This window comes from Jatrophihabitans cynanchi, from assembly GCF_027247405.1.
GTDB classification, from domain to species: domain Bacteria; phylum Actinomycetota; class Actinomycetes; order Mycobacteriales; family Jatrophihabitantaceae; genus Jatrophihabitans_B; species Jatrophihabitans_B cynanchi.
Genome location: NZ_CP097463.1, coordinates 3977572 through 3995944 on the forward strand (window position 1 = coordinate 3977572; position 18373 = coordinate 3995944).

Consider the following 18373-nt stretch of genomic DNA (forward strand, 5'->3'; position numbering starts at 1 on the left):
AGCCATTCGTGGACCGTGCGGTCCATGAATGGAGGCGTGATGGTGGAGTTCCCGTGACCCCGCGCAGGCTCGTCGTGGGGATCAGCGGCGCGACCGGGATCGGCTACGGCGTGCGGGTGCTCGGCGACGCCCGCGCGGCGGGCGTCGAGACCCACCTGGTGGTCACTCCTGCGGCACAACAGACCCGTGACTACGAGACGGAGCTGTCGGCGCGCGAGTTGTCCGCACTGGCCGACGTTGTCTACAAGCCGGCCGACGTCGGTGCCGCGATCGCGTCCGGCTCGTTCCGGACGGCGGGCATGATCGTCGCGCCGTGCTCGGTGCGCACGCTTGCCGCGATCGCGCACGGCCTCGGTGACAACGCGTTGACCCGGGCCGCGGACGTCACGTTGAAGGAGCGGCGGCGGTTGGTGCTGTTGGTGCGTGAGACGCCGCTGACATTGGCTCATCTGCGTGCCATGACGGCGGTTACCGAGATGGGCGGCGTGGTGATGCCGCCCGTGCCCGCGTTCTACCTCCGCCCGCAACGCGTGCACGACATCGTCCGGCACACCGTCGCCCGCGCCCTTGACCTGTTCGACATCGACGTGCCCGGCACGCCGCGCTGGGGCGGCGGCGACATCGATCTGACCAACCCGAATCCGATTCCACTCGCCACCTCGAATGGCGCGATCCAGAGGTCACAACGTTGAAGCACATCAAGAGTCTCCGTGAGTTCATCGACGAGCTGGACGCCGTCGGCGAGATCCAGAGGATCGATACCGAGGTCGACTGGAACCTCGAGATCGGCGCGATCATCCGTCGCTCCTACGACCTGCGGGCACCGGCGCCGCTGTTCACCAACATCACCGGCTACCAGTCGACCGGGTTCCGAGTGCTCGGCGCGCCCGGCTCGCTCAGCGGACCCGGACACCGGTTCGCGCGGCTCGCACTGGCCGTCGGTCTGCCGGTGGACGCGACCGGGCAACAGATCGTGCAGGCGCTGGCCGACGCCCGCTCCCGCCCCGGCATCGCGCCGGTAGAAGTGTCGGCCGCCGACGCGCCGTGCAAGCAGAACATCGTGACCGGCGAGGACATCGACCTGTGGGCCTTCCCCACCCCGTTACTGCACGGCAACGACGGAGGCCGTTACATCCAGACCTACGGCATGAACATCGTGCGGAGCCCGGACGGCTCGTGGACGAACTGGTCCATCAACCGCATGATGGTCGCCGGCAAGAACACGCTCGCCTGCCTGATCCCGGCACCCCAGCATCTGGGCATCATCCGATCGCAGTGGACGGAGCTCGGCGAGCCGATGCCGATCGCGCTGGCCATCGGAGTGGAGCCGGGGCTGCCGCTGGTCGGCGGGATGCCGCTGCCCGAGGGCGCCGACGAGAGCCATTACCTCGGCGCGCTGTTCGGCGAAGGCATCGAGGTCGTCCGCGCCGAGACCGTCGATCTGCTGGTGCCGGCGACGGCAGAGATCGTGATCGAGGGACACATCAGCATCGACCAGACGGTCATGGAGGGCCCGTTCAACGAGTTTCCGGGCTACAACTCGATCGAATCCTCCCCCAAGCAGCTGTTCACCGTTTCGGCGATCACCTACCGCGACTCGGCGATCATGCCCGCGGTGGCCGCCGGCCCACCGGTCGAGGAGGACCACACCATCATCGGGAGCACGAGCGCCGCGGAGATCCTCCACCTGCTCGGCCAAGCCGGGCTGCCCGTCTCGTCGGCCTGGTACAACTTCGAGGCCGCTGTGCATTGGCTCGTCCTGGCAGTGCACGAAGACTGGCACGCGACCACCGGTCTGAGCGCTCACAAACTCGCGGATCGGGTCGCCGAGATGGTCTTCGCCGGAAAGCCGGGTGTCAACGCACCGAAGATCATGCTTGTCGAGGACGACATCGACATCACCGATCTCGAACAGGTCATGTGGGCCTTCGCCACCCGCTGCCACCCCGACGTCGACCGCGGCGCGTTCCACTACCCGAACAAGGTCAGCGACCATCTCGCCGTCTACCTCTCCCCGCAGGAGCAGCACACCTTCCTGGCCGGCAAGGTCATCTACAACTGCCTGCTCGCCGACCTCTACCCCGAGCAGCGGGTGCCCGTGAAGGGCAGCTTCGAGAACGGATGGCCCCGCGAGGTCCGGGAGAAGGTGCTCGCCGACTGGCACAACTACGGCTATCGCTAGCCACGACCCACCGAAAGGACTCACCTGCCATGGAATCAGCGAGCTACGGCGCGACCGGCGGTGTCGGCACGGCCGAGGCCGAGGGCCTCGACACCGCCGAGCGGGTAGCCGCCGAGTACGACGTCGTCGCGTGTGCGCTGGGCCGAGCCGCGAACTCGGTGGCGATCCCAACGCCTACCCGGGCATCGTCGCCGGCCTGGGCCGGCGACCAGAAGGTGACCGGGCAATGAGGGTCCTCGTCGCCGGTTCAACCGGCTACCTGGGAAGGCACATCGTCCAGGCGCTGCACGAGCGCGGACATCATGTGCGGGCCCTCGCGCGCAACCCCGCCCGACTTGAGCCGATCCGCGACGCGGTCGATGAGGCATTCACGGCCGACGCCACAGACCGCGAGGGTCTCGCCGGCAGCTGCGATGGCATCGACGCCGTAGTCAGTGCTGTCGGGCTCGTAGGCAAATCCGGCGCACAGACATGCTGGGACGTCGACTACGGGGCCAACGCGAACCTGCTCGCCGAGGCCGTCCGGGCCGGCGCGGGCAAGTTCGTCTATACCTCCGTGGTCCGCGCGCCCGCCCTGGAGAAGCTCCAACTCGTCCGCGCCAAGCGCGCGTTCGAAGAACACCTCCGCAGTTCCGGCCTGGCGCACACGATCCTGTTCCCGAACGGCTACTTCTCTGACTTCGACGCGTACCTCAACATGGCCCACAAGGGCCGGGTGTACCTCTTCGGCGACGGCACCTTCCGCATCAACCCCATCGCCGGCGCCGACGTCGCAACGGCAGCGGTCGACGCTCTCACCTCCGACGCCGACGAGGTCGAACTCGGCGGCCCCGAGGTCCTCACACACGAGCAGATCGCCCAGCAAGCCTTCCGCGCACTCGGCGTGGCCCCCCGCATCACCCATGTCCCGGCCGGGCTCCTCACCTCGGCTCTGGCGCTGATGCGCCTGCTGACCCCATTGCGAGTCCACGGCGTCATCGAGTTCCCGCTCACCGTGCTCACCCACGACGTGATCTCCCCGACCACCGGTCAACGGCACCTCGCCGAGCACTATCGAGAGGCGGCCGCGGCCGACCCGGCCAGTGACCAGGTCACCCCGGCGGACGGATCAGCGCAATGAACCTCGGACGCGGCGAGCTGTCGTTCCGCGCGCCTGTCCCGATTGGCGCGCACGCCGGCAACGAGCCGGCCCGGGTACCCGAGGCTCGCGTCCGGATGTCGGCGTGACGGGGACGCCGACTCTCGCCCTGGCCGAGCAGGTGCTGGCGGCGCAGCCGTTCAACGCGCTGATCGGGGCCCGGATAACACGGTACGAGGACCGAGAGGCGGTTCTCGAGCTCGACATCGCCGAGCACCACCGTCAGCAGTCCGGCATTGTCCATGGCGGCGTACTCGCCTATCTGGTCGACAACACCCTGGCCTTCGCATGCGGGACCGTGCTCGGCCCTCGAATCGTCACCAGCGGCCTCACGGTCAGCTACCTCGCCGCCGCGCGCGGCGGCGTGCTGCGGGCAATCGGGGTCGTCACCGCCTACGACCGGACGCGGGCAGTCGCGACCGTCACGATCGACGAGCTCGGCCCGGACGGCTCGGCGCGGACGTGCGCCGTCGGCCAGGGGAGCGCGGTCACGGCCAGATCGTAGGCATGAGTGATCAACACGCGATGCTCGATGTCCCTTCGGACCTCGAGTTGGCCGGCGGGATCGACAACCTGGCGACGGAGTTGGACTGTGCGGACTCGACTATCGGCTAGGCGGTAAGGGTGATCTTGCTGAGCCCCGTCGGCGTGTCGGGTAATCGGTCGCGAGCGATCGCCAGTTCATGGGCGAGTTGCTGTCCGCGCACGGTCTCAACGATCGGCAAGAGGACGTCGGCGATCCCGGTCGCAGCAGGGAGTCGGCGCACGTCCGCGCCGATCGCGAGCAGCCGCTGCTCGACCTCGGTGACGTCGGCACGGATGGCCGGGTCGGCGTCGAAGAGCAGCACCGGGTCGCCTGGCCGGACGGCAGCGATCGGTCCGTGCACCAGGTCGGCGGTGGATGTCCCGACAGCGAGCACCCCAGCTGTCTCGCGTACCTTGAGCGCCGTCTCCTGCGCCGCCGCGATCAGCGGTCCCCGCGCCACGACCAGCAGGCTGCGCGCGTTGCGCCACCGGGCCGCCAGGTCCGTCGCGGGCGCGGGATCGGCGAGCACGGCCGCAACCGCGCCCGGGAGCGCGGCCAGCGATGCAGCCGGCAGATCCAGGTGTCCGAGTGCTGCGGCGAGCGCGACCACGGCGAGCAGTTGCGCGGTGACCGTCTTGGTGGCCGGCACCGCAACCTCGGGACCGGCGTCCAGGCTGATCGTCAGCTGCGCCACGTCCGCGAGGGGACTGGTGGGCTCGTTGGTGACCGCGATCGTGGCAGCGCCGCAGCCGCGCAGCCTGCCGAGTGCGGCAACAAGCTCCGGGGTCGAGCCGGACTGGCTGATGCCGAGCGCGAGCACGCCGCGGTAGTCGCCGTCTTGGCCGTAGCGGGTCCACAGCGACGGGCTGCCGGACGCGACGGCGCAGCCGACCGCCCGCTCTACGAGGTAGCGCGCCAGGGTTGCCGCGTTGTCGGACGACCCGCGGGCGAGCGTGACGGCTGCGCGCGGCGGGTCGTCGGCAACGAGTGAACGCACGGCCTCGAGTACCGCGTCCCAGCGGGACACGAAGCGGTCGAGAACCGCCGGCTGTTCGAGCATCTCGAGCCACATCAGAGTCTGCACCCAGTCAGTATACCGAGTATGCGTGCCGAGGTCATACCGAATATGTCCTCTTGACCTAGACTGCTTGCGTGGCGAAGCGATCACTGGATTCCGAGGCGTCGGGCGCCGAACGCCGGCTCCGGTACGAGCGCGTCTACGACTACGTCCTGGAGCTGATCAAGCGCGAGCGGCTCAAGCCCGGTGACCGGCTGCCCAGCGCTCCGGAGCTCGCCGAGCGCACCGGCGTCAGCATGATCTCGGTGCGCCGTGGCCTCGAGGAGCTCGAGCGCGAGGGGCGCGTCTCTCGGCACCAGGGCGTCGGCACGTTCGTCGGCAGCGGCAGGATCGTCGCCGATCCGAGCCGCGGCGGCGAGCTACTGGCGTCGCTGAGCGACGGCAGCGCCCGGCCGAAGCTGCGCACCGAGCTGCTCGGCATCACGGTCGGGACGACGAGCCACAACATCGCCCGCGCTCTGGTGATCGACGCCAGCCAGCCGGTCTGGGAGGTGCGCCGGCTGCGCCGGGTCGGCGGCTCGGCGGCGATCCTCGAGCGTGCGGTGCTCCCGCTGAGCCGGGTGCCGGCGCTGGACGAGAGCTACCTGCGCGCCGGCAAGTCGCTCTACACCTACCTTGCCGAGCAGTACGGGCTGCGCGACGACTACGTCGAGCAGGCCATCGAGGTCGACCGGCCGAGCCCGGCCGACCGGCAGGTGCTGGAGCTCGGCCGGACCGATCATGTCGTGCGCATCCGCGGGGTCAGCTTCGACGCCGATGGCAGCGCGTTCGACTGCTACGAGCAGACCTACCGGGCGACCGAGTTCATCTTCTACAGCGCCGGCGGGACGAACCGGCAGCTGCTGCAGCCGGGCAAGGCAGGGGAGTGGCTCGTCCGGCCGCTGACCGCGGTCACGCCTGCGAGCGCTCCGCGACGTCGCCGGTGAGCGCGAGTCGCTGCGGCCGGACCTGCGGATCGGGGCTCGGCACCGCGGCGAGCAGCATCTTCGTGTAGCCGTCCACCGGCTCGTTGACCACCTGCCAGGCCGGCCCGTGCTCCACGATCCGGCCCTCGTGCATGACCAGGATCCGGTCGGCGTACGTGGCCGCGGTCGACAGGTCGTGGGTGATCATCAGGATGCCGAGCGACGAGTCGGTCCGCAGCTCGTCGAGCAGGTCGAGGATGCCGGCGCGCAGCGAGACGTCCAGCATCGACACCGGCTCGTCGGCCAGCAGCAGCTCAGGCTGGAGCACCAGGCAGGCGGCGATCGACACCCGCTGCCGCTGCCCGCCGGACAGCTCGTGCGGGTAGCGGTCGAGGTAGCGGCCGGCCGGCGTGAGGCCGACCCGTTCGAGCGCGCCCCGGACGATCGCCCGCCGCTGCTCGCGGCCCGCCGCCGCCCGGTGGATGCGCAGCGGCTCCTCCAGCGTGTCGCGCACCCGGAACCGTCCGTCCAGCGACTCGTACGGGTCCTGGTAGATCATCTGCACGCGACGGCGCAGCTGGCGTAGGCCCGAACGGTCGAGGTCGCGGGTGGACTCGCCGTCCAGCCGGATGTCGCCGCCGGCCGCCGGCACCATGCCGAGCACGGCCTGCACGGTGCTCGTCTTGCCGCAGCCGGACTGCCCGACCAGCGCCACCAGCTCGCCGCGATTGACGGTCAGCGAGATGCCGTCGACGGCGACCTGTTCGGGACCCGGCCGGCGCAGCAGCGCATCGGTCATGCCACGCCGGCCGGAGTAGCTGACCCGCAGCCCGTCCACCTCGAGCAGCGCGGACGGCGCCGCCGCGGCCGGCGCAGCGGGACGGGCGTCGCCGAGGCTGGGCGTCGCCTCGAACAGCCGCTTGGTGTAGGAGTGGGTCGGGTTGCGGTGCAGGTCGAGCACCGGCCCGTGCTCGACGATCTCACCGTCCAGCATCACCGCGGCCCGGTCGCAGGTCTGCGCGACGACCCCGAGGTCGTGGGTGACGAGGATCAGCGCGAGCGCGAGCTCGTCGCACAGCCTGGTGAGCAGCGCCAGGATCTGATCCTGGATCACCACGTCCAGCGCGGTGGTCGGCTCGTCGGCCAGCAGCACCTTCGGCTCGCAGGCGAGTGCCATCGCGATCACCGCCCGCTGCCGCATCCCGCCGGAGAACTCGTGCGGGTACGCGTCCGCGCGGCCGGCCGGGATGCCGACCAGCTCCAGCAGCTCGTGGACGCGGCGGGTGATCGCCTCGCGCGGCGCCGGCCGGTGGATACGGAGCGCCTCGGCGATCTGCCAGCCCACCGTGTGCACCGGGTTGAACGCGTTCATCGCGCCCTGGAACACCATCGCGAGGTCCGTCCAGCGATGCGCCGCGACCGAGCGCTCGCCGCGGGCGAGGAGGTCCTCGCCGCCGAGCAGGATCCGGCCCGCGACGCTCGCGGACGGCGGCAGCAGGCCCATCGCGGCGAGGATCGTCGTCGTCTTGCCGCAGCCCGACTCGCCGACCAGGCCTACCCGCTCGCCCGGCGCCACGGCCAGGCTGATGCCCTTGAGCGTGTGCGTCTCGGTCGAGCCGGTGCCGAACCAGACGTGCAGGTCCTCGATCGCCAGGACGGGTGCGGCCGGCATCAGATGGCCTCCGGGCCGCGGCCGACCAGCGGCCGCAGCGTCCAACTGCGCGGCGAGAGGTACGAGACGCGCAGGCGTGGGTTGAGCGCGTCCTCGATCGAGCGGCCGATGAGGTAGCAGCCGACGATGAACAGCGCGACCGCGACACCGGCCGGTGCGATCGCCCACCAGGCGCCTGCGCCGGCGGCCGCCCGGTCGAACGCGTGCTCCATGATCGTCCCCCAGGTGATCGCGGTCGGGTCGGAGAGGCCGAGGAAGGCCAGCGCCGTCTCGTTGAAGATCGCGACGGTCATCGCGAGCACCGCGTTGGCGGCGAGCAGCGGACCGACCTGCGGGATGATGTGGTGGGCGATGATCCGCAGGTGGCCGGCGCCGAGCGCTTCGACCCGGCGCACGTACGCACGCTCTCGGATACTCATGACCTGAGCCCGGACGACCCGCGCCGTCCCCGTCCACATCAACGCACCGATCACCACGATCACGTGGCTGAGGTTCGGACCCCACACCGCGGCGATGACGATCATCAGCACGATCTGCGGGATGACCAGGAAGTAGTCGGTGATGCGCATCAGCACGATGTCCACCCAGCCGCCGAAGTAGCCGGAGAGAATACCGAAGCCGGCGCCGACGATCATGCAGATCAGCGTGGCGAAGACACCGACGATCATCGAGACGCCGCCGCCGTGCAGCACCAGGCTGAGCACGTCGATGCCGCCGTCGTCGCAGCCCAGCCAGTGCTTGCCGGACGGCGGCGCGAAGACCTTGCAGCTGGACTGCGAGACGCTGTACGGCGCGATGACCGGGGAGAGCACGGCGCTGAGGACGAACAGGCCGACGATCACCAGGCCGACGATCGTGCTCGGCTGGCGCAGCACGGAGCGGATCGTCCGCCACGCCCCGGAGCCGAGATCGGCGTCGGTGTCAACCCCGATCGTGCTGGTCACAGTGGTGCTCATCGTCCTGCCTTTCAGTGCCTGATGCGCGGATCGAGTCGGGCGTAGAGCAGGTCGGCGAGCAGGTTCAGCACGACGACGGTGATGGTGATGACGAGGAAGCCGCCCTGGAGCATCGGGTAGTCGCGCGCCAGTACGGCGCCGTAGAGCGCGCGGCCGATGCCCGGCCAGGAGAAGATCACTTCGATGAGGATCGCGCCGGTGACGATCGAGCCGAGGGACAGCGCGATCAGCGTGATCGTCGGCAGCATGGCATTGCGCAGCGCGTAGGAGCGGATGATCCGCCGGCGCGGGACACCCTTCGCCCGCGCGGTGAGGATGAAGTCCTCGCCGAGCGTCTCGAGCATCGCCGAGCGGACGATCAGTGCGTTCTCGGCGTACAGGGTGAGGACGAGGGTGGCGACCGGCAGGATCATGTGCTTGCCGATGTCGACCAGGTGGCTCCAGCCGGACGGGTTGATCGCGAACGCGTCGCTCATCCCGGCCGTCGGAAGCACGCCGGCGAACATCATCAGCAGCATCAGGCCGAGGAACTGCGTCGGGAAGGCGTAGAACAGCACCGCGAGGTTCGTGCTCGCGTGGTCGGTGACCGTGCCTCGGCGCACCGCGGAGAGCACGCCGACCGCGACGCCGATGACCAGCGCCAGCACGGTGCCGATCGCGACCATCGGGATCGTGTTCTGGAGCGCGTCGCGCAGGTTGTCGAACACCGGCCGCTGGTTGACGTAGCTGATCCCGAGGTTGCCGTGGAACAGTTGGTCGAGGTAGCGGCCGTACTGCACCCAGAGCGGCCGGTCGAGGCCGAACTGCACCTCGAGCGCGTGCTTCAGCTTCGGGGAGGCGTTCGGCACCCGGGAGATCCGGGTGACCGCGTTGCCGGGAAGTACCCGAAACAGGACAAAGTTCAGGGTCAGTACGACGTAGATCGTGATGACGGCGAAGACGATCCGCCGGACGACGTACCCGCTGCCGCGCATGGCCCGCCCTTCTCGACGTCACATGCGTCGTTGACAGGAGACATTATACTGAGCAGACTCAGCACGCCTAGTCCCTTTGCGACGTCCGCAACAAGCCGGATGGAGACACCGTGCCTCGACGCCTGCGCATCATCGTGATAGCCCTCGGTCTGGTCGGTCTGGTAGCGACCGGCTGCTCCAGCTCACCCTCGGGGGGTGGCAGCAAGCACGGCGGGGTGCTGCGGATCGGCGTCAGCACGCCGATCGACTCGCTGAACCCGTTCGTCTCGCAGTCGGACTACAGCTCGGTCGTCTATCAGTACGTGTATCCGCACCTCGTCCAGTACAACGCCAAGGTGCAGCTCGTCGGCTCGTTCGCGAAGAGCTGGCAGACCACCGACGGCGGCCGGACCTGGACGTTCCACACCGTCTCCGGCGCGAAGTGGTCGGACGGCAAGCCGCTGACCGCGAACGACGCGGCGTTCACGCTGAACATGATGGTCAAGTACCAGGACGGCCCGACCGGCGACCTGGCCGGCCTGGTCACCAGCCTGAAGGACGCCAACGCGACCGACGCGAACACGCTGGTCCTGCACTACACGGCGCCGGTCGCGAATGTGCTGGCGCAGATGCAGGGCGTGCACATCCTGCCCGAGCAGGTCTGGGGACCGCTCGCCACCGGCAACGGGAACAAGATCAAGACATTCCAGAACGACGCGACGCCGCTGGTGTCCGGCGGGCCGTTCGAGATGGTGAAGTACCAGACCAACCAGGTCGCGCTGTTCCGCCGCAACCCGAACTGGTGGGGCCAGAAGCCGCACATCGACGGCTTCGGCATCCAGATGTTCGCGACCGACGACGCGATGGTGGCGGCGCTGAAGTCCGGTCAGCTGGACATGATCGGCGAGCACACCCCACCGACCGTCGTCGCCAGCCTGAAGTCGGCGGGCATGGTCGTGCTGACCGCGCCCAGCCTGACATTCATGGACTTCATCATCAACACGAACACCACGCAGAAGAAGCACCCGGAACTGGCGAACCCGCAGGTTCGCGAGGCGATGGAGTACGCCATCGACCGCAAACGGATCATCGACACCGCCTGGCTCGGCTACGCGACGCCCAGCGCGAGCGTGGTTGCCCCCGCGTCCGGCTGGAACGATCCGGCGGTCAAGCCGCTGCCGTTCGACCTGGCCAAGGCGAACGCGATCCTGGACGGCCTCGGCTTCCACAAGGGCTCGGACGGCGTGCGGGTCGCGAATGGGCACCCGATGAGCTACCAGCTGATCTTCCCGACCGAGATCAACGGTTCGGGCGACCGCACCTTCCAGATCATCCAGCAGGACTTCGCGCAGATCGGCGTCAAGCTCAACGAGCGCAAGATGGACCCCACCGCGGCGTTCACCGCGATCGCCGGGTCGAACAACAAGTACGAGGACTACGACGTCGCGATGTGGGACTGGGTGCTGCCGCCCGACCCCCAGAACATCCTCGGCGACCTCACCTGCGCGCAGTGGGGCAACAACAGCGACAGCGGCTACTGCAACAAGGAGTTCGACGCGCTGTACGCGCAGCAGAGCACGCTGCTCAACCGGGCCGACCGGCAGCGGGTCGTCAACCAGATGCAGCAGATGGTGTTCGACGACCGGCCCTACATCGTGCTGAACTACCCGGACATCATCGAAGCGCACAGCCCGAAGTGGACGGGGTTCGAGATGTCACCGCTGCTCGGCTCGGTCAACAACATGTCGATCGACACGCTGCTCGACGTGCACCAGAAGGGCTGAGCGCCGGTGACCTCGGTGCAGCTCACCAACCGAGGAGTCGCCGCGCTGCGCCCGGACGCGGTCGTGCTCGTGGCCTCCGCCGGCGCACGCGGCGCGGTGTTCGACGACGCGAGCCGGGACGTGGCGGCGGCGTTGGGCCTCGACCTCGACGCGGTCGTCCGGCGCCACGCGCCGGCGTTCGGTGCGGCGGTCGGTGAGACGTGCGCGCTCGTCGTGCCGTCGTGCGGCGTGACCGTGGTGCTGGTCGGCGTGGCTGCGGGCCTGGCAGGCGTGGCCGAGGCCGCGATGGCCGCCGCCGCGGCGATCCGCGGCCACCGCCGGGTCGCGACCACGCTGGCCGGCCTCGGCACCGACCGGCCCGCGGCGGTGCGGGCCTGCGTCGAAGGGCTGCTGATCGGCGGCTACCGGCAGCGCGCCGACCGCGGTGCGCGCCCGGCCGGCGCGGTCAGTCTGCTGCTCGCGGCCCCGGACCGGGCCGCCGATCCGGCGCTGCGCGCTGCGGTGCGGACGGCACAGGCCGCGGCCGCGGCGACGTCCTGGGTGCGCGAGCTGGTCGAGCGGCCGGCCGGCGAGCTCGTCCCGTCCGTCCTGGCCGAGGAGATCCGGGCGCGGGCCGGCAACGCCGGTGTGCGGGTGCGGGTGTGGACGCCACGCCAACTGGCGACGCGCGGCTTCGGCGCGACGCTCGGCGTGGCCGCCGGCAGCGCGCAGCCGCCGGCCGTGGTGGAGCTGCGGCTCGGCGCCGAGCGCCGCGACGTCCTGGGCCTGGCCGGCAAGGGCATCACCTTCGACTCCGGCGGCCTCGACCTCAAGCGCGACCCGGACGAGATCGCCTGGATGAAGTCGGACATGGCCGGCGCCGCCGCGGTGGCTGCCGCGGTGTGCGCGGCCGCCGAACTCGGCGCGTCCCGCACCGTGCACGCGGTGCTGCCGCTCACCGAGAACATGCCGGGGTCGCGCGCCCTACGGCCCGGCGACGTCGTCACCCATCCGGACGGCCGGCGCACCGAGGTGGTCGACACCGACAGCGAGGGCCGGCTCGTCCTCGCCGACGCGGTTGCCCACCTCGCCCGCAGCGGCGCACGATGCATCGTGGACGTCGGCACGCTCACCGACGGCGGCGGCCTCGGCCACCTGCGCTGGGGCTGCTGGGGCAACGCGCCCGATCTGGTCGCGGACGTGCTGCGCGCCGGCACGGCGGCGGGCGAGCCGGGTTGGGAGCTGCCGCTGCTGCCGCGCTATCGCGAGCTGTTCCGCTCCGGTGTGGCCGACCTGCGCAACTGTGCGCGGGACGTTTCGGACACCGCGATGATGGCGGCCACCTACCTGAGCACCTTCGCCGACGGCGTCGCCTGGGCGCACGTCGACAACGGCGGCACCGCGTACCTGCCGGCGGCGCTCGCGCCGTGGCCCGAGGGCGCGACCGGCTCACCGACCCGTGCACTGCTCGAGCTGATCACGAGTACGCCGACTTGAAAGAATATACAGAGTATATGTACTGTGAGAGTCATGACTGACGCGACGGCTTTCGAGATCGAGTACGAGCGCCGGGCGGCGCTGTCCCGCAAGCTGTTCACCCGCGCCAGTCAGGTGATCCCGGGTGGTGCCGGCAGCAGCGCGCGCACCGTCGGCTTCGGTTGGCACCCGTACCCGCCGTTCATCGCCGAGGGGCGCGGTTCCCGGCTGCGCGACGTGGACGGCAACGAGTACATCGACTACCTGCTCGGCCTGGGTCCGATGATCCTCGGCCACCGGCACCCAGTGGTGACCAGGGCGGTCGCGGACGCGATCGACGAGTACGGCACCTGCTTCGGGCTGCCGTACGAGCTGGAGATCGAGGCCGCGGAGAAGGTCGTGGACGCGGTGCCCGGCATCGACCAGGTCCGGTTCACCAACTCCGGCTCGGAGGCGGTGGGCACCGCCGTCCGGCTGGCCCGCGCCACCACCGGCCGGCGGCTGGTGATCCGCTTCGAGGGCCACTACCACGGCTGGCAGGACGTCGTGTACTGGTCCAACCACGTCGACCCCGAGCTGGCCGGCCCGGCCGACCAGCCACGTCCCGTGCCGTCCGGCCCCGGCGTGCCACTTGAACTCAGCGACACGCTGATCGTGCTCAGCTGGAACGACCCGGAGAGCTTCGTCCGGGTCATGCGTGAACGCGGCGACGAGGTCGCGGCGGTGATCACCGAGGCGGCGGTGTTCAACACCGGCTGCATCCTGCCCGAGCCCGGCTACCTGCAACTGCTGCGCGACGTCACCCGCGAGTACGGCGCGCTGCTGATCTTCGACGAGGTGATCACCGGCTTCCGATTCGCCCGCGGCGGCGCGCAGGAGTACTTCGGCGTCACGCCGGACCTCACCACGCTCGCCAAAGGGCTCGGCGGCGGCTTCCCAGTGGCGGCGATCGGTGGCACTCTCGACGCGATGCGCCTGATCGCCGAGGGCCGGTACTCGCACTCCGGCACGTACAACGCCAACGTGATCCAGTGCGCTGCGGTGTCCGCGACGATGGACGTGCTCGCCGAGCCCGGCCTGTACGAGCGGCAGCGCGCGCTCGGCGATCGGCTAGCCGACGGGCTGCGCGCGCTCACCGCGGAACGTGGCATCGACGCCTACGTCGAGGGGCTGGGGACGGTCTTCCAACTCTGGTTCGCCAACCGGCCGATCAAGAACTGGCGAGACGCGTCCGCCTACGCCGACGAGGCGATGTTCACCCGCTGGTTCCAGGAGATGCTGCTGCGCGGCGTGCTGTTCCACCCGCTCCAGTTCGAGAACCTTTTCGTCTCGCTCGTGCACACCGACTCGGACATCGACGAGACGCTGACCGCGGCCGCCGACGCGCTGACCGCCGCGGTGCGCCGCGCGTGACGCCGGACCGCCGGGCCGTCCGGTGACGATCAGCGTGGGCCTCGACCTCGGCACGTCCGCGGTCAAGGCGGTGGCGCTATCAGCGGACGGTGTGGTGCTGGCCCGTGCCCGGCACGGCTACCCGACCGCCCGTCCGGAGCCGGGCGCGGCAGAGCAGGACCTGGCCGACTGGTGGCGCGCGGTCGGCGCCGTGCTGCGCGAGCTGGCCGCGGCCGCGCCGGCCGAGCGGTGGACGGCGATCGGGCTCGCCGCGATGCTGCCCACCCTCGTCGCGCTCGACGAGCGCAACGAGCCGACCGCGCCGGCGATCACGTGGGAGGACGCCCGGGGCGAGCCCGCCGCCGCGCAGTTGCGCGCGCGGGTCGGCGGCGCGGAGCTGTACCGGCGGACCGGGCAGTGGGTGGACGGCCGGTACCTGCTGCCGATGGCGGCCGCGCTCGCCGACCGGGCGCCCGAGGCCGGCGGCCGGACGAGGACGGTGGCAGGCGCGAAGGACTACCTGTTCCACCGGCTGACCGGCGAGCTGCTGACCGACCCGAGCACCGCGGCCGGCTACGGCTGCTACCTGCTCACCGACGGGACGTGGGAGCAGGCCTGGTCGGACGGCCGTGCGCTGCCCGCCGTCCGCTCGGCCACGGCGGCCCGGCCGCTGCACGACGCGGCGGCGGCCGAGCTCGGCATCCCGGCCGGTGTCCCGATCGTGCTCGGCGCCGGCGACTCGGTGCTCGGTGCGCTGGCCGCCGGCGCAGTCCGGCCGGGGGACACCGCGTACCTGTGCGGGACGAGTACCGCCGTCCTCGGTATGCGTGCGGAGGCCGTCCTGGACGACGCGCACCGCTACCTGCTCACGCCCACCATCGACGACGGCTGGGCGGCCGAGGCGGACCTGCTCGCCACCGGCTCGGCACTGGCCTGGCTGGCCGGGCTGTTCGAACTGCCCGGCGGCGCGGCGGAGTTGGCCGAGCTGGCGTACCGGGCGGACGAGCCGGCGTGGCCGGCCTTCCTGCCCTACCTCGGGCCGGGCGAGCAGGGCGCGCTGTGGGACCCGGACCTGCGCGGCGCGCTGCTCGGCCTGCACCTCGGCCACGGCCGCGCCGAGCTCGGCCGCGCGCTGCTGACCGGCATCGTGCTCGAGTCCGTCCGCTGCGTGGACCTGGTCGGCGGCGACGGGGCGGTGTTCGCCGCCGGCCGGATGCTGTGCCGGCCGTTCGCGCAGGACCTCGCGGACGCCACCGGTCGTCCGGTCTGCTTCGACCCGGACGAGCCGGCGCACTCGGCACTCGGCGCGGCGCTGCTCGCCGCCCGCGCGGTCGGCCTGGACGTCGCGGCACCGGCCGCCGGTCGCGTGCACGTGGAACCGCGGGCGGACCGCGCCGCACGGTGGGCCGACCTCTTCGACCGGCACGAGCACTTGAGGCAGCGCGTGGGTCACATCGGCAGCGAGGCGTCCGATGATCGCTGACCTGAGCCTGTACCCGGACGGCAGCACCCTGGACGCCGCCGGCCGGCTGGTCGTCGGTGGTTGTGTCGTCGCCGACCTCGTCGCGGAGTTCGGCACGCCGCTGTTCGTCGTCGACGAGGGCGCGCTGCGCGCGCACGTCCGCGGCTTCCGGGACGCCTTCGCCCGGCGGCACCCGCGCAGCACCGTGCTCTTCGCCTCCAAGGCCTACCCCTGCGCCGCCGTTCTCGGCCTGATGGCGCAGGAGGGCTGCGGGCTGGACGTGGCGGCCGGCGGCGAGTTGGAGCTCGCACGGGCCGGCGGCGCGGACCCGGCGACGATGGTCTTTCACGGCAACGCGAAGACCGACGCCGAGCTGCGGCTCGCGATCGAGGCCGGCGTGCGCTACGTCGTGATCGACAACCTGGACGACGTCGATCGCGTCGCCCGGCTGGCCGACGCACCGGTGCCGGTGCTGCTGCGGGTCAGCCCACAGGTGGCGGCCAGCACGCACGAGGCGATGATGACCGGCCACGACACCGCCAAGTTCGGCATCCCGTCCGGACAGATCGCCGAGGTGATCGCGCGCATTCGCCGCGAACCGATGCTCGACCTGCGCGGCCTGCACGCGCACATCGGTTCGCAGGTGCTCGACGTCGAGCAGTTCGTCGCCGAGGTCGAGGCGCTGAGCCGGCTCGAACGCTTTCCGGTGTACGACCTGGGCGGGGGCCTCGGCGTCCGGTACGTGTCCTCGGACGTCGCGCCGTCCGTTGACGAGTACGCCGACCGGCTGGTCGACGCCGTGCACCGGCACCTCGGTGCGGGCGTGGAGATCCTCGTCGAGCCCGGCCGGTCGATGGTGGCCTGCGCCCAGCTGACCGTCTACCGCGTGGTGACCGTCAAGCGCGGCCCGCGGGTGCACGTCGCGGTCGACGGCGGGATGGGTGACAACCTCGAGGTCGCGCTGTACGGCCAGCCGTTCGAGCCGGCGATCATCGACCGGGACGACGAGCCGGAGGTGTGCGATGTAGTCGGCCGGCATTGCGAGTCCGGCGACACCCTGGCGCGTGACGTCGCACTGACCCGGCCGCGGGTCGGCGACCTGCTCACCGTCCCGGTCACCGGCGCGTACTGCTACACGATGAGCAACAACTACAACGCGGCGCTCCGGCCGGCCGTCGTCTTCTGCGCTAGCGGGACCGCCCGGCTCGCAGTGCGTCGCGAGACGATCGACGACCTGCTCGTCCGCGAGCAACTGCTGCCATGACGCAGGACCTCATCCGTGCCGCGGCCGAGGAGCTGCTGCGCCACCAGCCGCTGCCCGGCGGCGTGGTCGTTGCCGTCGACCGCGACCGCACGCTATTCACCCTCCCGTTCGGGCACGCCGACCCGGACCGGCGCACGCCGACCCGGGACACCCACCTGTTCGAGATCGGCTCGATCAGCAAGCTGCTGACGTCCGTGCTGATCGGCCAGCTCGTCGACGACGGCAGGCTCGATCTCGACGATCGCACGCTCGACCACCTCCCCTGGCTGTCCGCCGGACCGCACACCGGCGCGATCACGGTCGGCCGGCTGCTCGCGCACACGTCCGGCCTGATCAGCGGCTCCGATGCGGTCCCGGACGCCGCGGCGCAGGTATGGACGCTGCGCGACCGCGACGCCGCGCCGCCCGGCGCGCACTTTCACTACTCGAACGTCGGTTACCTCGTGCTCGGCGAGATCGTCCGCGCGCTGACCGGCGAACCACACTGGACGGTGCTGCGGCGCCGGGTGTTCGTGCCGCTCGGCATGCGCGACGCGCTGGCTCGGGTGACGCACGCCGACCGCCCGCTGCTGGCGGTCGGCAGCACGCCCGCGCGCGACGACCGGCCGTGGCTGCCCGGCGACCCGCTTGTCCCGAGTACCTGGCTGGAGGTGGACGGCGCGGACGGCAACGTGGCGCTCGACGCAGCCGGCCTGGGTACCCTGCTGCGCCTGCTACTGGGCGACGGCGCGGTCGACGGCCACCGGGTGATCTCCGCCGAGTCCTGGCGGCGGGTCACCACGGCCACGGCACCGGACGGCGAGGACGTCGTCGCACCGCCCGGCAGCCTGCCGGTCAGCCTCAGCCGGTACGGCCTCGGCGTGAACGTGGAACGGATCGCCGGCGCCGACTGCGTCACGCACGGCGGCGGGATGATCGGCTACGGCAGCTTCGTGCTCGCCGATCGGACCAACGGCGTGGCGGTCGGCGCGCTGACCAACGCCGACGGCGACTGCCTCGCGGCGCAACTGCTCGCCCGGTTCGCGCATCAGGTGCTCATCGCGGACGCGCCGCCGCAGCTGCCCGACTTCGACCCCGCAGTGCGCGCGGGCGAGCTGGCCGACCTGGCCGGGCTGCGCGGCACGGACGTGGCCGGCGAGCCGGTCGAGGTCGAGCTCGGGGCCGACGGCGATCGCGCGCTCGTCCACGCCGGCGGCGCATCGGGGCGGATCTACCGAGACCCGTACGCCCGGCTGGCCACCGACCACCCGGCGCTGCGGTTGCACTGGCTGTACCGACCGGTCGAACCGTCCGCCTCGTCTGCCGAGCCACGGGCGAGCGCGGCCCAGCTCACCACGTTGCCCGGCCACTACCGCGCGCACACGCCGTGGTTCGCGAACTTCCGGATCGTCGCGCGCGAGGATCGGCTCTGGCTCACCGCCTGCCGCGGCGTCGAGGCGCCGACCGCCGACCAGCAACTCGTCCCGATCGACGGCGACACGTTCCGGATCGGTGCCGCGCCGTGGCTGCCCGAGCGGCTGACGTGCCGGGCGGTCGTCGACAGCCGGGCGGTGCTGCTGGACCTGGACGGCTGCGGGTACTCGCGCACCGGGACACAGTGAGAGGT

The 18373-nt window shown here is 71.2% G+C and carries 16 protein-coding genes; 12 read left to right on the plus strand and 4 right to left on the minus strand.

The features are described from left to right. The first annotated feature begins 53 nt into the window (after positions 1-53). The 5 genes from M6B22_RS19365 (at position 54) to M6B22_RS19385 (ending at position 3825) form a co-directional block, all read left to right on the plus strand. The gene (locus tag M6B22_RS19365; protein WP_269443207.1) at positions 54-692 is read left to right on the plus strand and encodes a UbiX family flavin prenyltransferase; all 639 of its coding nucleotides are present in this window, start codon (positions 54-56) and stop codon (positions 690-692) included. Further along, positions 689-2182: a UbiD family decarboxylase gene (locus tag M6B22_RS19370; protein ID WP_269443208.1), complete on the plus strand. Its 1494-nt coding sequence runs from the start codon at positions 689-691 to the stop codon at positions 2180-2182. Before M6B22_RS19365 ends, M6B22_RS19370 begins: the two co-directional genes overlap by 4 nt. A gap of 29 nt (positions 2183-2211) precedes the next feature. Next, positions 2212-2412, plus strand: coding sequence for a hypothetical protein (locus M6B22_RS19375; protein WP_269443209.1), 201 nt, complete (start codon positions 2212-2214; stop codon positions 2410-2412). Next, positions 2409-3302, plus strand: a complete 894-nt coding sequence (locus M6B22_RS19380; RefSeq protein ID WP_269443210.1) for an SDR family oxidoreductase — start codon at positions 2409-2411, stop codon at positions 3300-3302. Before M6B22_RS19375 ends, M6B22_RS19380 begins: the two co-directional genes overlap by 4 nt. A gap of 103 nt (positions 3303-3405) precedes the next feature. Next, positions 3406-3825 carry a PaaI family thioesterase gene (locus M6B22_RS19385; protein WP_269443211.1) on the plus strand — a complete coding sequence of 140 codons (420 nt, stop codon included), beginning with the start codon at positions 3406-3408 and terminating at the stop codon, positions 3823-3825. Positions 3826-3931: 106 nt separating this feature from the next. Here the strand turns inward: M6B22_RS19385 and M6B22_RS19390 are convergent, their stop codons facing one another. Beyond that, on the minus strand, positions 3932-4930 hold the full coding sequence (locus M6B22_RS19390) for an SIS domain-containing protein (RefSeq protein WP_269443212.1): 999 nt from the start codon (positions 4928-4930) through the stop codon (positions 3932-3934). A gap of 68 nt (positions 4931-4998) precedes the next feature. On the opposite strand from M6B22_RS19390, the gene M6B22_RS19395 reads away from it, so the two are divergent. Continuing rightward, positions 4999-5850, plus strand: a complete 852-nt coding sequence (locus M6B22_RS19395) for a GntR family transcriptional regulator (protein ID WP_269443213.1) — start codon at positions 4999-5001, stop codon at positions 5848-5850. Here M6B22_RS19395 and M6B22_RS19400 read toward each other — a convergent pair. The 3 genes from M6B22_RS19400 to M6B22_RS19410 are packed head-to-tail and all read right to left on the minus strand — an operon-like array spanning position 5816 to position 9431. Then, positions 5816-7501 (minus strand): dipeptide ABC transporter ATP-binding protein, encoded by a 1686-nt coding sequence (locus M6B22_RS19400; RefSeq protein WP_269443214.1) that lies wholly within the window; start codon positions 7499-7501, stop codon positions 5816-5818. The genes M6B22_RS19395 and M6B22_RS19400 overlap by 35 nt on opposite strands. Then, on the minus strand, positions 7501-8457 hold the full coding sequence (locus M6B22_RS19405; RefSeq protein WP_269443215.1) for an ABC transporter permease: 957 nt from the start codon (positions 8455-8457) through the stop codon (positions 7501-7503). Before M6B22_RS19405 ends, M6B22_RS19400 begins: the two co-directional genes overlap by 1 nt. An 11-nt stretch (positions 8458-8468) precedes the next feature. Beyond that, a complete protein-coding gene (locus tag M6B22_RS19410; protein ID WP_269443216.1) occupies positions 8469-9431 on the minus strand; it encodes an ABC transporter permease in 963 nt (320 codons plus the stop codon). Between the two features lie 110 nt (positions 9432-9541). Here M6B22_RS19410 and M6B22_RS19415 point away from each other — a divergent pair, with 110 nt between their 5' ends. The 6 genes from M6B22_RS19415 to M6B22_RS19440 are packed head-to-tail and all read left to right on the plus strand — an operon-like array spanning position 9542 to position 18368. Beyond that, complete coding sequence (locus M6B22_RS19415) at positions 9542-11194, plus strand: ABC transporter substrate-binding protein (RefSeq protein WP_269443217.1); 1653 nt, start codon at positions 9542-9544, stop codon at positions 11192-11194. 6 nt (positions 11195-11200) lie between these two features. Continuing rightward, a complete protein-coding gene (locus M6B22_RS19420; protein ID WP_269443218.1) occupies positions 11201-12670 on the plus strand; it encodes a leucyl aminopeptidase family protein in 1470 nt (489 codons plus the stop codon). Positions 12671-12703: 33 nt separating this feature from the next. After that, positions 12704-14062: an aspartate aminotransferase family protein gene (locus tag M6B22_RS19425; protein ID WP_269443219.1), complete on the plus strand. Its 1359-nt coding sequence runs from the start codon at positions 12704-12706 to the stop codon at positions 14060-14062. Between the two features lie 22 nt (positions 14063-14084). Beyond that, positions 14085-15524 carry a xylulokinase gene (locus M6B22_RS19430; protein WP_269443220.1) on the plus strand — a complete coding sequence of 480 codons (1440 nt, stop codon included), beginning with the start codon at positions 14085-14087 and terminating at the stop codon, positions 15522-15524. Beyond that, on the plus strand, positions 15514-16767 hold the full coding sequence (lysA, locus tag M6B22_RS19435) for a diaminopimelate decarboxylase (protein WP_269443221.1): 1254 nt from the start codon (positions 15514-15516) through the stop codon (positions 16765-16767). The genes M6B22_RS19430 and lysA overlap by 11 nt, the downstream gene beginning before the upstream one ends. Then, entirely contained in the window at positions 16764-18368 is a 1605-nt protein-coding gene (locus M6B22_RS19440) for a serine hydrolase domain-containing protein (protein WP_269443222.1), read from the plus strand. The genes lysA and M6B22_RS19440 overlap by 4 nt, the downstream gene beginning before the upstream one ends. The last annotated feature ends 5 nt before the right edge of the window (positions 18369-18373 follow it).